Origin of the sequence: Oceanobacillus zhaokaii, assembly GCF_003352005.1 — a bacterium.
Lineage (GTDB): Bacteria > Bacillota > Bacilli > Bacillales > Amphibacillaceae > Oceanobacillus > Oceanobacillus zhaokaii.
The window spans coordinates 1,956,272-1,969,335 of the sequence record NZ_CP024848.1; the positions used below are offsets into that span (position 1 = coordinate 1,956,272).

General features: G+C 34.4%; 16 protein-coding genes. 15 read left to right on the plus strand and 1 reads right to left on the minus strand.

Annotation, left to right across the window (positions count from 1 at the left end; translation table 11 throughout):
- Positions 1-4 precede the first annotated feature (4 nt).
- The 10 genes from CUC15_RS09875 to CUC15_RS09920 all read left to right on the plus strand — a co-directional run bounded on the left by CUC15_RS09875 (position 5) and on the right by CUC15_RS09920 (position 9,941).
- Entirely contained in the window at positions 5-868 is an 864-nt protein-coding gene (locus CUC15_RS09875) for a 5'-3' exonuclease (protein ID WP_114916507.1), read from the plus strand.
- 350 nt (positions 869-1,218) lie between these two features.
- Positions 1,219-2,136: a cysteine synthase A gene (gene cysK, locus CUC15_RS09880; RefSeq protein WP_114916508.1), complete on the plus strand. Its 918-nt coding sequence runs from the start codon at positions 1,219-1,221 to the stop codon at positions 2,134-2,136.
- 18 nt (positions 2,137-2,154) lie between these two features.
- A complete protein-coding gene (locus CUC15_RS09885) occupies positions 2,155-2,817 on the plus strand; it encodes a DNA alkylation repair protein (protein WP_114916509.1) in 663 nt (220 codons plus the stop codon).
- A gap of 32 nt (positions 2,818-2,849) precedes the next feature.
- Entirely contained in the window at positions 2,850-3,506 is a 657-nt protein-coding gene (locus CUC15_RS09890) for a peptidylprolyl isomerase (RefSeq protein ID WP_114916510.1), read from the plus strand.
- A 142-nt stretch (positions 3,507-3,648) separates the two neighbouring features.
- Positions 3,649-4,065 carry a thiol-disulfide oxidoreductase DCC family protein gene (locus CUC15_RS09895; protein WP_114916511.1) on the plus strand — a complete coding sequence of 139 codons (417 nt, stop codon included), beginning with the start codon at positions 3,649-3,651 and terminating at the stop codon, positions 4,063-4,065.
- A 1,543-nt stretch (positions 4,066-5,608) separates the two neighbouring features.
- A complete protein-coding gene (locus CUC15_RS09900; RefSeq protein WP_114915759.1) occupies positions 5,609-6,160 on the plus strand; it encodes a sigma-70 family RNA polymerase sigma factor in 552 nt (183 codons plus the stop codon).
- 3 nt (positions 6,161-6,163) lie between these two features.
- Positions 6,164-6,586: a PadR family transcriptional regulator gene (locus CUC15_RS09905; RefSeq protein WP_114915760.1), complete on the plus strand. Its 423-nt coding sequence runs from the start codon at positions 6,164-6,166 to the stop codon at positions 6,584-6,586.
- The gene (locus CUC15_RS09910; RefSeq protein WP_114916512.1) at positions 6,583-7,917 is read left to right on the plus strand and encodes an FtsW/RodA/SpoVE family cell cycle protein; all 1,335 of its coding nucleotides are present in this window, start codon (positions 6,583-6,585) and stop codon (positions 7,915-7,917) included. The genes CUC15_RS09905 and CUC15_RS09910 overlap by 4 nt, the downstream gene beginning before the upstream one ends.
- A 96-nt stretch (positions 7,918-8,013) precedes the next feature.
- Positions 8,014-9,374, plus strand: a protein-coding gene (locus tag CUC15_RS09915) for an IS3 family transposase (RefSeq protein WP_114915762.1) whose coding sequence is annotated in 2 segments (ribosomal slippage) — positions 8,014-8,485 and positions 8,485-9,374 — 1,362 coding nt in all. Because the reading frame shifts where the segments join, the coding sequence is not laid out codon by codon here.
- A 261-nt stretch (positions 9,375-9,635) separates the two neighbouring features.
- Entirely contained in the window at positions 9,636-9,941 is a 306-nt protein-coding gene (locus CUC15_RS09920) for a putative periplasmic lipoprotein (RefSeq protein WP_162800293.1), read from the plus strand.
- Positions 9,942-9,982: 41 nt separating this feature from the next.
- Here CUC15_RS09920 and CUC15_RS20640 read toward each other — a convergent pair whose 3' ends face one another.
- The gene (locus tag CUC15_RS20640; RefSeq protein ID WP_114916514.1) at positions 9,983-10,132 is read right to left on the minus strand and encodes an ATP-binding protein; all 150 of its coding nucleotides are present in this window, start codon (positions 10,130-10,132) and stop codon (positions 9,983-9,985) included.
- 249 nt (positions 10,133-10,381) lie between these two features.
- Between CUC15_RS20640 and CUC15_RS09930 the strand changes: the two genes are divergently transcribed.
- The 5 genes from CUC15_RS09930 (at position 10,382) to CUC15_RS09950 (ending at position 12,970) form a co-directional block, all read left to right on the plus strand.
- Entirely contained in the window at positions 10,382-10,891 is a 510-nt protein-coding gene (locus CUC15_RS09930; protein ID WP_114916515.1) for a hypothetical protein, read from the plus strand.
- A gap of 173 nt (positions 10,892-11,064) precedes the next feature.
- Positions 11,065-11,370, plus strand: coding sequence for a hypothetical protein (locus CUC15_RS09935; RefSeq protein ID WP_114916516.1), 306 nt, complete (start codon positions 11,065-11,067; stop codon positions 11,368-11,370).
- A 271-nt stretch (positions 11,371-11,641) separates the two neighbouring features.
- Positions 11,642-11,902: a hypothetical protein gene (locus CUC15_RS09940; protein WP_114915592.1), complete on the plus strand. Its 261-nt coding sequence runs from the start codon at positions 11,642-11,644 to the stop codon at positions 11,900-11,902.
- A 370-nt stretch (positions 11,903-12,272) separates the two neighbouring features.
- Positions 12,273-12,518 carry a hypothetical protein gene (locus CUC15_RS09945; RefSeq protein WP_114916517.1) on the plus strand — a complete coding sequence of 82 codons (246 nt, stop codon included), beginning with the start codon at positions 12,273-12,275 and terminating at the stop codon, positions 12,516-12,518.
- Positions 12,519-12,739: 221 nt separating this feature from the next.
- The gene (locus CUC15_RS09950) at positions 12,740-12,970 is read left to right on the plus strand and encodes a hypothetical protein (RefSeq protein WP_114916518.1); all 231 of its coding nucleotides are present in this window, start codon (positions 12,740-12,742) and stop codon (positions 12,968-12,970) included.
- The last annotated feature ends 94 nt before the right edge of the window (positions 12,971-13,064 follow it).

Below are 13,064 nucleotides of genomic sequence, written 5' to 3' on the forward strand. Positions count from 1 at the left end.
CGTAATGGATAGAAATAAAATACTTTTAGTAGATGGAATGGCGTTATTATTCCGTGGGTTTTTCGCTACTTCATTTAGAGGGAATTTTATGCGAACGAGTCAAGGGATACCAACGAACGGAATCTATCAGTTTATCCGCTATTTTACGGATGCTGTAAATAAATTTGAACCAACACATGTCATTTGCTGCTGGGATATGGGGAGTAAAACATTCCGCACAGACCTCTATGATGGGTATAAAGCAAATAGAGGGGCACCACCAGAAGAACTTGTCCCACAATTTGATTTGATTAAAGAGGTAGTAGACTCCTTTGATATGCCGAATATTGGTGTCGTGAACTTTGAAGCGGATGATTGTATTGGTACATTGGCAAATGATTTTCGCTTGGAACATGATGTCATTATCCTGACTGGTGACCAGGATATGCTGCAGCTTGTTGAACAAGGCGTTGAAGTAGCTATCATGAAAAAGGGTATCGGTAACTATGATATTTTTACAATCGGTAATTTTTATGAGAAAAAAGGGATTATGCCTAAGCAAGTAATTGATATAAAGGGATTAATGGGGGATACAGCAGATAATTATCCTGGAGTTAAAGGGATTGGTGAGAAAACGGCAACGAAACTGATTCAAGAGTATGGCTCTATTGATAATTTATTAGATAATCTCGATCAACTGCCTAAGGGCATCCAGACGAAAATAAAAGAAAATATTGACTTGCTGCATTTGTCTCGTAATCTAGCAGAAATTAAATGTGATGTGCCAATCACCTGTTCAATAGAAACAGCAATTTGGCAATATGATAAAGCGAAAATTGAAGCAAAATTTGCTGAACTAGAATTTAAAAACGTTGCAAATTTATTTTAAAAAGTAAATAAAAATTAGAGAAAGCGCAAAATTCGATTGCGCTTTTTATTTTTGCTCACTATCCACCAGTATATGTAGATAGGGGTATAGGTATATATAAATTCGATTATTTCTTTCATGGGATTACTTGAGGGTTTATACTAATAAGGGTATCGGTATATAAGAGGGATTGTGGGTGTTGGTATGTATGTGTTCAATGAAGTCGTTAATTATCTACTTAGAGGGGTATATTATTTTTGGTATATCTATGATTACACCTGAAGAATATTGTTGTTAACGCTATAATTAACTATAATTAGAAATAGACAGTTGCTCACTATTAATTTAAATAGAAAGCAGGTTATTAGATAATGCGATTAGTAGAAAATATGACAGAGCTCATCGGTCAAACCCCTATGGTTAAGCTTAACAAACTTGTACCTGAAGACGCTGCAAATGTATTTATTAAGCTAGAAATGTTTAATCCTAGTAAAAGTGTTAAAGATCGTGCAGCATATAATATGATTAAAATAGCTGAAGAGCAAGGGATAATTAAGCCTGGTGACACGATTATCGAACCAACTAGTGGAAATACTGGTATAGGACTAGCAATGACTGCTGCTGCAAAAGGATATAAATCTATTCTAGTAATGCCAGATAACAGTACAATGGAAAGAAGACAGATTTTAAAAGCATATGGAGCAAAGATTGTATTAACACCAAATGAAGAAAAAATGCCAGGCGCAATAAAGAAGGCAATGGAATTGAAAGAAGAAATACCAGGAAGTTTTATACCACAGCAATTTGAAAATCAGGCTAATCCTGATATTCACCGCTTAACAACAGCAATTGAGATTCTCGAACAAATGAATGATAAATTGGATGCATTTGTTTGTACAGCCGGGACAGGCGGAACCGTAACAGGAACAGGTGAAACGTTAAAGGAAAAGCTTCCTAATTTACATATCGCAGTTGTAGAACCTAAGGGGTCTCCTGTCCTGTCGGGCGGACAGCCTGGCAAACATATATTAGTTGGAACAAGCCCTGGATTTATTCCGTCCATTTTAAACACAGATATATTTGACGAGATTATCCAAATGGATGATCAGGACGCAATTGACATGTTACGCAAACTTGCACAAGCGGAAGGTATTTTTCTTGGTCCATCAGGTGCAGCTGCTGTATATGCTGCAATCGATGTTGCGAAGCGGCTCGGAAAAGGAAAGAAAGTTGTTTGTATCGCACCTGATACTGGAGAACGATATTTAAGCATGAATCTTTTTGATTAGTAACGAAGGGAGAAATAGATGTATATCGATCAGCTGATTCCATTTTTTAAAGCAGGGATGAATAAAGAAGATGCAATAGAGATGGAAAAGTATATGAGAAATAAATTTCCGTTTTTGGGAATACGAGCACCAGAAAGAAAAAATATTATGAGAAGGTTTTATCAAGAGTCAGCGATTATAAAGGAACCATTTCAAGCAGATTTCGTTGCTTCATTGTGGATGCAACCAGAAAGAGAATATCAATATGCTGCTGTTGATTATATTGAACGTTCGCTGAAGAAGTTAGAGAAAGAACATTTGCTATTAATGGAGAAAATTATTACGACTAAATCATGGTGGGATACCGTTGACTTGCTCGCACAAAAGGCAGTTGGCAAAATTGCGAAGGACAATGCTGAAGTCATTCATGAGACGATTGAAGGATGGGCATCAAGTGATAATATTTGGCTGCAGCGTACTGCTATACTATTTCAGTTAAAATACAAGGAAAATACTGATGAAGAATTACTATATTGCTATATAAATCTTCATAAGAATAGTAATGAATTTTTCATTCAGAAAGCGATTGGTTGGGCATTAAGGGAGTACTCGAAATCAAATCCAACATCTGTCAAACGGTTTATTGAAGGTAACGAGCTTGCTAAATTGAGTGTTCGTGAAGGAAGTAAATACTTAGATTAACATAACAAAAATACATATTGGAGATGATAAAGATGAAAAAAGTGCTTTTATTAATAGGTGTAATGATTGTAGGTTTACTAGCAGCGTGTGGAACTACGTCGTCTGACGATGATAGTAATAAGAATAGTTCTGATCAACAAGCTTCAGCGAATTATCCAAGCGATGTTGAAGAAAACCCAGTAGTTACCATTATAATGGAAAATGACCAACAAATCGTCTTAGAATTGTATCCGGAAACTGCACCTAACACGGTTGCAAACTTTATCTCTTTAGCGGAAGAAGGATACTATAATGGATTAATTTTTCACCGTGTAATCCCACAGTTTATGATTCAGGGAGGGGATCCTGAAGGGAATGGAGCAGGTGGTCCTGGATATGGAATTAAAGGAGAATTTAGCTCCAATGGGTTTGAGAATGAATTAATTCATGAGCGTGGGGTTATATCGATGGCAAGATCAAGTGCTCCTGATTCTGCAGGTTCACAATTTTTTATTATGGTGGCGGATTCGCCACACCTTGACGGGGAATATGCCTCATTTGGAAAAGTTACAGATGGAATGGAAGTAGCGGATAATATTGTTTCAGTGGAACGTGGCGCTGCAGATAAACCACTCGAAGATCAGAAAATAAAAACAGTAGAAGTCGATACAAAAGGATATGACTATCCAAAACCTGAAATAATTGAATAAACATCGAAGAGCCAACGTAATGTTGGCTCTATTACTTATTGAAAAACTCAAATTTAAGCTAAGTGTGGGATATTATCTTTATATATTAGTATAATGGGGGTGAGCAGTAAAGTGAAAAATAAACTAGATTAGGGTGAATTTGATGAGTAAAATTATCCTATTTGATGGTGTATGTAATTTTTGTAGTAATAGTGTTAACTTTATTATTAAACGTGATAAGCATGCGACTTTTAAATTTGGTTCGTTGCAAAGTGATATAGGCATAAAGTTAAAAAATCAAACCAATCTACCAGAAGATACAGACAGTATTGTCCTAATGGAAGACGGAAAATATTATGATAAATCCACTGCAGCACTTCGAATAAGTAAGGAATTAGATGGATTTTGGAAGTTTCTTTATGTGTTTATTATTGTTCCTAAACCGTTAAGGGACCTTGCTTATAATTATCTTGCAAAGAATCGATATAAATGGTTTGGTAAGAAGGATCAATGTATGCTTCCATCGCCGGAGATAAAAAGCAGGTTTTTAAAGGAAGAATACGATAATAATATTATGTAAACAAATTGAAGATATTAAATAAGTGTCGAATAGAATAGTCATAATTAATGCTAATTAATATAGTTAAAAAAATTCTTTTACGCTGCAGTATTAGCGTAATTAAATTACTTTTAGTCATTTCTTTAAGATTTCTCCATGTTCTCATTTTTAGCTTTGGTTTTAGACCATGTAGATGATACAGAATCCGCAGACTATGTGAGAATTGAAGGAATTGATATGCATTCATTAAGATTTAAATAAAAAACATTATAAACTTTTGACAGATTAACGACAACCAAAGGCAGAATAAATACAGAGTATTTTTAATTAAATAAGTTAGTTAGCGCGAAAGATTTTTAAGGTACTCACTTTGTGGGTGTTCTTCTTATTATGATACGTTTTTTATAATGAACAATAATAATTACGAGTGAAAAAATTATCGGGGCTTATACATTTTATAACGAACAAATAGAGAGAATTAATCATGACTGACAATAAGCAGCGAGTAGTTGTAAGAACGGCTATCTACCACCATTCAAGGCTAATTCATCGAAGTTCGCTTAAGAAATACTTGATTTTTTAAAATGAGACGGAAAGTAATATTAACCTTACTAAAGGAAATAACGACAACAAGGATGCATTAGATTGTAGTGATTCGATGACTACTTAGGATCAAGGTGGGTGAGGATTCTCAGCCGATAAAGCACTTACTTAATTAAGTAGTTCAGTGTAAAATAAATTTATAGAAATAACAGAAATGAATTTGGGAGTTTGTGAATAAATGTACTTAAACTCCCATGAAAATTAAAAAAGCTTAAAAAAGAAAAATGAGCATAACAAAATGGACCCATTAAAAACGCTTTTTAAAAAAAGGCTGAGCCTCTAAGAGTAGTATCATTATAGTATTGGATTGAAAAATAAAAGCATCATCCTTCTCGTTAGAATTAAAAGGCAAGGCTGGTGCAACCAATCAAAAAGGATTAATCTCCCATAAGTGCTACCCATACAGGGCGCGACAGTCTGTGATGCACCGAGATCGTTGGAGTCAGACTAACGGACGGGCTCTATGGCACCATAGTTCATCGACCTTCTTCGCCAGCCGTACAAACAGTATAGACAGTGGTATACATTTTCATTCTCTGTGGTGTAGCGTTAGTCTTGCGCTACATGTATGACTAACGGGGCAGTTTAGTTGAAGAAGCGTCTTTAGCTCTTATTCAACAATCGGAGCCATATTGTTTAATAACAATTATTATGCAAAGTAGATATTGTGGAGGTTTACACTTAAACTATTTGGTAACGGTAAATGCAGATTTACAACAATATGCAATTCTGATTAGAACTATTGTAATTACAGTTCCTTCTGAGAAATAAGGGATCATTAGTCGAATAAGTAGTCTTAAAAGCGACCTAACCTACCTACAACATTTTGGAACAATCTGATAAGAGGTTGTTCCTTTTTCCACTTATACTCTAGAATACAGACGGTCATAAAAAAAATTATATTTTTTCAAACCGAATGAAGGGTAGCTTCGTCTAATATATATGAGGGGGTGACAACTAGATGAATGAACTAAACCAATTGGCGGTGACAGATGAAATGATGCTGGATGAGCGTGAGCAGATCATTGATCAATTAATGCGTGAATACAGCGATGATATCCTGCATCTTGTATATACATATGTAAAAAACCGAACCATAGCAGAAGATTTGGCACAAGAGATATTTATAAAGTGTTATGAAAAATTAAATCAATTTAATCAGCAGTCAACAATAAAAACTTGGCTATATCGCATTGCGAGTAATCATTGCAAGGACTATTTAAGAAGCTGGCATTATCGCAAAATAACGCTTAGCAATAAAGTATTTGACCATATCCCTTCTAAGTCAAAACAGGTGGAAGAGGAGGTTATCAAGCATAGTGAAGAAAATAGCTTAACGAATGCCGTCATGAATTTGCCTCTAAAGTACAGAGAAGTCGTATTTCTACATTATTATGAAGAACTGTCTTTAAAAGAGATAAGCAAGATTACTTCAGTAAATATAAATACATTAAAAACGAGATTAAAGCGTGCGAAGGAATTATTAAAAGACAAGATGATAGAGGAGGTTTAGGAGATGAATGATCCATTTAAGAACCTGAAGAGTTCGATGGAAAAATCAATATTCAAGGATTTTTCTTTTTCTAATGAAAGAAAAAATGCCGTGCTTGAAGCCATTCGTACGAATCAGCAATCACAATTTCATACAGAAACCATTATAGCTATATTAGAATCTGTTCAGCATGAATCAAAGGATGGCTACAATATTTCTGTCCAACTTTTTCAAAAAAATGAACGTGCTTTCCAAAAAAATGAAGGTCAGCTTTATACACTGCTACATCTATTAGAAAATAAAGAAATGCTTACTTCAAATTGGATAAATAACAAGAAATATTATTCTTTAAACTCTAAAGGTAAAAAATACTTAGCTACTTATAAACAAGATACCACTAAACAAGGATTATCCCTTAATCCCTTCATAACGGAGGCATCTTTATGAGTTCTCCCAAATTTGAAGAATTTTTAAGCAAAGTCACTTCCAAAGTCAAATCTACGGAGGCCCACAACAGGATAAAAAAAGAGCTTACTCATCATCTGCAAGAGTTAAGTCAATCTTACAAAAAAAGAGGATTTTCTGAAGAAGATTCAGATGAAAAGGCCATTCAAGAAATGGGAAATCCATTTATTATTGGAGAGAAATTAAATCACCTTCATAAGCCAAAAATGGATTGGATTCTAATTGTTTTATTTGTTATTTTTGCTAGTATCAGTTTTCTCCCGTTAGTTGGTGGAATTCCTGGGATTTCATCATCAATCACCCATATTATGGGGAGACAAGCTATCTGGTACTCCTTAGCTGCTCTTGTGATTATTGGGTTTCTTTTCTTTAATTATCAAAAATCAAAGAATTGGTGGATGCACTTTTATGCTATCGGCTTGTTCATTCACGTATATCTCTATTTATTTGGATATACGGTCAACGGAGCAAAAAGATGGATTTCACTTCCAGGCCTAACGGTCGATGGCACTATATTGAGTTTATTTTTCTTTTTCCTGGCTTGGGCCGGTATTTTTAACAAAATAAATGAGTTTCGCAGTTGGAAAAAACAAGGATTTCTTCTTGTTTTATTTTGGATTCCCATATTGCTCTACATGATAGTGCCAAACTTTATGGTTGGGGTCATTTACTTTTTCTGTTTACTAGGAATGTTTACATTTGCACGTGTTCATAAGAAATTAGCTATCAACCTAGTCGTATCAAATCTAGTGGCTGGTATCATCTTCATCATTATGATTATTACTACGACCTCACACCAAAGTTATTTTCTTACTAGATTATCTACTTTTATAAACCCAAATGCCGATCCAAATGGAGCCGGATATATGTATATGGTCGTTAGGAATGTCCTTGCAGAAGCGGGATGGTTCGGTAACGGACTTAATAATGATTTGAAATTTCAATTGTTGCCAGAATCACATACAGATTTTGCTTTCCCCTTCCTCGTCTATTCTCTTGGTTGGACATTCGGAATCGGTCTTTGTTTGGTTCTGCTGATTTTTATTTTAAGAATCTCAAAAAATGCATTTAAAACAAAAGATCTTTATGGGAGATTAATCGTAATCGGTGGTGCTGTATTATTTGCCGTTCCTACTACTTGGAATATATTGATGGCCTTTGGAATCGTGCCCATCATGGAAGTTTCCCTGCCGTTTATTAGTTATGGAGGAAGTGCAATCCTCTTTTACGCTGCTGTTTTAGGGTTCATTTTAAATGTTTATCGAAGAAAGGATATTGTAGAACCCACGATAGCAGATGATATAAACATTTAAAGTCAAAAATCTGAATGATGATAAAAAGGGCGACAGCTAAATAATGAACTGCACCCCAATTGTTAGACAAAAATAACAATTGGGGTGCAGTTTTTTATGGTTAAATTTTCTTCTAAAGAAAAACTACAAGCAGTAAAGCGATATTTAGATGGAGGCGAAAGTGGTTTAGATATTGCTCGGTCTATTGGTGTACATCATAGTAACCTTCACCAGTGGATTAAACAGTATGAACTTTTTGGTGAGAATGTATTTCGAAAAAACTATACAACCTACTCTGTAGAGTATAAACTAGACGTACTTAGCTACATGAACGTACAAGGGACGTCTATCAGGGAAACGGCGGCAATTTTTAATATTCCATCTCCTGAAACACTTCGAAAATGGAAAGTTGCCTACGAAACAAAAGGAGCAGATGCCCTAAATGCGAAGAAAAAGGGGCGTCCTTCTATGAAAAATGAAGACCAGAATGTACGAAAGAAACCTATACCTACAAAAGATTCTATTGAGGATTTACAGTCGGAATTAGAGTATTTACGAGCGGAGAATGCATATCTAAAAAAGCTCCAATCCTTAGTTCAGGAGAGAGAAAAATCAAAACTAAAGAAAAAGCGTTAGTAGTTAATGAACTGAGGAAAGAATTTGCATTAGATATCCTTCTCCATATAGCTGAGATAAAGAGGAGTACTTTTTATTACTGGATTAAGAAATCTGCAAATCCAGATCCAGATATTGAACTTAAAACGTTAATTCAATCTATTTATGATGAACATAAGGGACGTTATGGATATCGACGTATTCGTGATGAACTAAGAAACCGTGGATATCAAGTAAACCATAAGAAAGTCCAACGAATTATGAAGGAATTAGGATTAGTTTCTCTCGTAAGAATAAAGAAATATCGTTCCTATAAAGGAAAAGTGGGTAAAATAGCCCCGAATATTTTAGAGCGTAATTTTACTGCTGAAAAACCTAATGAGAAGTGGGTAACTGACATTACAGAATTTAAACTATTTGGAGAGAAACTCTATCTATCTCCAATTCTAGATTTATTTAATGGTGAAATCATCACATATACCATTGGTTCCAGACCAACTTACTCCCTTGTTTCAGATATGTTAAACCAGTCATTTGAACGCTTAACAGGCGATGAGAACCTAATCATCCACTCTGATCAAGGCTGGCATTACCAAATGAAACAATATCGTCACGCCTTAAAAGAACAAGGCATTACACAAAGCATGTCCCGTAAGGGCAACTGTTACGACAATGCCGTAATCGAGAATTTCTTTGGAATTATGAAGTCTGAGTTTCTTTATTTAAGTGAATTTAAGAGTATTGATCATTTTAAACAAGAACTTAAAAAATATATGGATTACTATAATAATAAACGGATTAAGGCAAAACTAAAGGGCATGAGCCCGATACAATATCGAACCCATGCCCATCAAGCTGCCTAATAAAATAACCTGTCTAACTTCTTGGGGTCACTTCATAATAGTTGTCGCCTTTTTCTTAATCTCGAAGTACCGGTAATTTGATGAAATAATTGGTTTTATTAATGAGAACAAATTTAGTTATTCCATAAAAGGGCGCGATTGTTGAAGAAGCGTCTCATTCTTTATTCAGCTAAAGGGTGCATTACTTCAAGAAGGATAATGCATCATTTATTCAATTTTTGGGGTAAGATTGTTCAATCAGAAATAAATGGAGGCGATTACTTGAGAAAGTGTTTTTTTCTATTTATGGCTTTATTCTCTTTATCAGCTTGTTCATCACAGCCCTCTCTGGAACTAGTAGACGCAAATGTTGATATTGTTAAAGATAAAAGTTTACTTTGGTCAATTGGGATAACTGAAGGTGAAAGAAAGGGAGAAGAGTTAATACCGACAGCTTTATTTTATGAATTCACGATTAAAAATACTGGTCATAAAACAGTAGGTACTCCAGAAGTTGAAAAAGGAATCGAACATAAGATTGAACCTAAGGAAAAATTGAAATCAGTGTCAGACTATGTAATAGGCTGATATTGGCTAACAAGTAAAGTTGCTGATTACATATAGAATCATTAGGTCATAAAATCTTCCAAGGAATTGGGTAAATAAATCATAAATGTAGTGCCTTTCCCTATTCGACTCTCTACTTCAATTTTTCTATCATGCAACTCTAGGTAAGCCTTGACGATCAATAGGCCAATTCCTTTACCACCTGTTTGTATGTGTCTTTTGTAGAATCACTATTCTTAATTTGAGAAATGCAGTTATTAAAAATACAACTCAAATGACATTAAAAATGACGGCTTTTGTTATTAATAATAACAGGGTTATCATTAAGTTGTTTGAATATTTATAATATATAGTGAAATATTTCTGTGAAATTATGCACTTAAACTAAAGGGGCAGGTTAGCGTAACAAGGATTTTGAAACTTTATTATCAAATTAACGTCTAATTTAAAGAGGTGATGTTTTGAAAAAAATTTATTTAATTAGTATAGTTTTTATGCTTTTTGCTTTGGTAGCTTGTAATAATTCAAAAGAAAGCAATCCAGAGCAAGATGATGCTTCAAATGCTAATGAAAGATCTCAAGAAGTTAATTTGACCCAAAACGAGAAACCACCTTCACTAACAATTACTTTTGGCGAAGAAGTGGTTAAAACAAGACAAGGTGGTTATAGTTGGAGTTATTTAGATTCTAAAACAGGACAAATGGTCAGTATCGAAGCGGATTCTATACCATCAACAGAATTAGTTAACGTTGAAGATGCGGTGAGTGTTAATCTAAATGAACCTATCACACTAAACTTTGAAAATGAACCACTTAATTATGAAATAAGAGTTTATGATAATAATGATAATATGATAGCAACTTACAATGACTTTAAAGACATAAAGGCAAAAGAAAAGGCAGTATATGAAATATTGGTAACTTGGGAAGAAGGTACTGGCATTTATGCGGTTGCATTAAATATTCAATAGCAATAGTGAAAAATATTTATTTACAAACTTTGTTAATAAATGTACTCATACTATCGGGTGCTTTACTCAAAGATGACTATCTTGTTAAAGGGATGGCAGTCGAAGATTAGTGGGACGGGAAAGAGAATAATAAAACGTGATTGTGGACTATAAATGATCGGGGTGGAAATTTAATGAAAAACAAGGATACTATTTATGATATTGTCGTGCATACTGTCAATTTAATTCTATTGGGAGCTATCGGTTTTCTTGCGTTTTTCTCTGTGGTAAATATTAGCCCACACCGAGACCCCATCTCTGACTTGTTTGGATTCGGTACTATTATTTTCCTGACTGTAATGTGGGCAATCAATTACTGGTTCCAAATCAAGAAAAGAAAATGGATTCTACCAATAGCCGGAACCCTCCTTTTCGTCGCCATCGCTTTGTTTATCCTGGATGTGGGCATACCATTCTTATACGACACTTTTATTAGATAAGCCCGCAACCATACAGAATAATAGAAGTAATAAATATTGTTTTTGTCATTCTACTTTACTAACGGGTGCTTTACTTCAACAAGAAGATCGTTAATGTGACGGTCTTCTTTTTACTAAAGTGGCAGGTTACATTAATAAGCAGATAATGAACGAATTGTGAAATTACTCTCCTAATAAAACTGTTTCTGTCTCCGTTTAACCTCTTCTGTAAATATATTTTTTCTCCTTGGACAAACTTATTTTGTCAGATTTAATCAAGGAGGAATCAAATATGGTAAACGATATTAAACAGAAAATGGAACGTATTTGGGGTGAAACTTGTGGTTCGTGGGAAAACTGTACTGAGGAGAACATTCAATCTTTCTTAGCACAATGCCTAGAAAAAAGCATAGACCCACAATATTGTATGAGTTGGGTAGAGCAACATAGCAACCAAATCACTAATTGGTCAGCCATTTCGAAAGTATCTCTTGATTGGGTAAATAAACATACTTCAACTGGTTCGCCCATTAGTGGATATGAACATCAGTAACAAGGAGAGAAATACTCTCCTCTTTTTTATGCTTGAAGTATATATCGTTCCTGCTTTAAATATCGCTCTACCTCATAAATTTTTATCTAAAGGAAAATGTGTGCTACTTTAACAACAATCAGCGACTTTTGTTATTGTGCGAAAATGTAGGTTGTGAAAAGATATACTTAAACTATATGGTGCAATTCTTGTACAAGGAATTGTGTCTTTTTCAGTTCATCGTGAACTTAATAAGAAATCTTTTTGTTTAGTATAGCTTATGTGACCCAAAAGGCGAATTAGACATAGATTCAGCATCACACTTTTATCTGTTACATAGTACCAATCAAAGAAATGAATACTAATTAGAAAGTAAAAAGGAGTGATACTGATGGCTATGTGCCCTATATGTAATTCGTTTAAAGAATTAGAAATATATTGTCCAGAATGTAGTTCTCGATTAGAAGACTCAGGTAAGGTATCCGATTTTTTAGACCCTTACGGTCATTATAATGATGAAGAAACTGTAAAAATGGGTGATGGCTATCCCAATACAGCGAAAGATCAGATTTGTCCTCATTTAATGTACTGTAACAATTGTGGACATAATAAGGTGAAGTTCGTTCAAGAAGAATAGCTAAGTCAAATGACTGGCAATAAAATATCTAACAGTCAGTGAACAATTCGTAATCTGATGTACAGTAGAAGAATAAGTTGCTTATTGAAAGTAAAGGGTGCATTAGTTGAAGATGAAACCGAATGGCAGCTATTGTGCTAAATTTGCTCAAGAAGGAAGTTGAAGGATTAACATATATACGCATAGAATAGTTATAGGAGAAGAAATAAAGGAGGGTATATATGGGCTTCTATTGGTTTGGTCTTATTTTTTGGTTACTGATTGGGGCTTCAATTCTTTTATTTATATGGGGTTTAAAGAAAAAGTCTTTGAAAGCATTATTTGTTAGTGGAATTGCACTTATACTACCATCATTATATTTCTTAGGTGCAAACAATTGGTTTAGAATAGTTGTGATTTTACCTCTAATTCCTTTATTTCTTGCTTATTACTCAAAAAAAAGAGCTATATAATTTATCAGGTTCTTATTCCACTAACTGGTGCTTTAGTATAACAAGGGGAGTAGCTTCCTATGCTAAGGGGAAAGGTTAGGGAAGGCTCCCATAT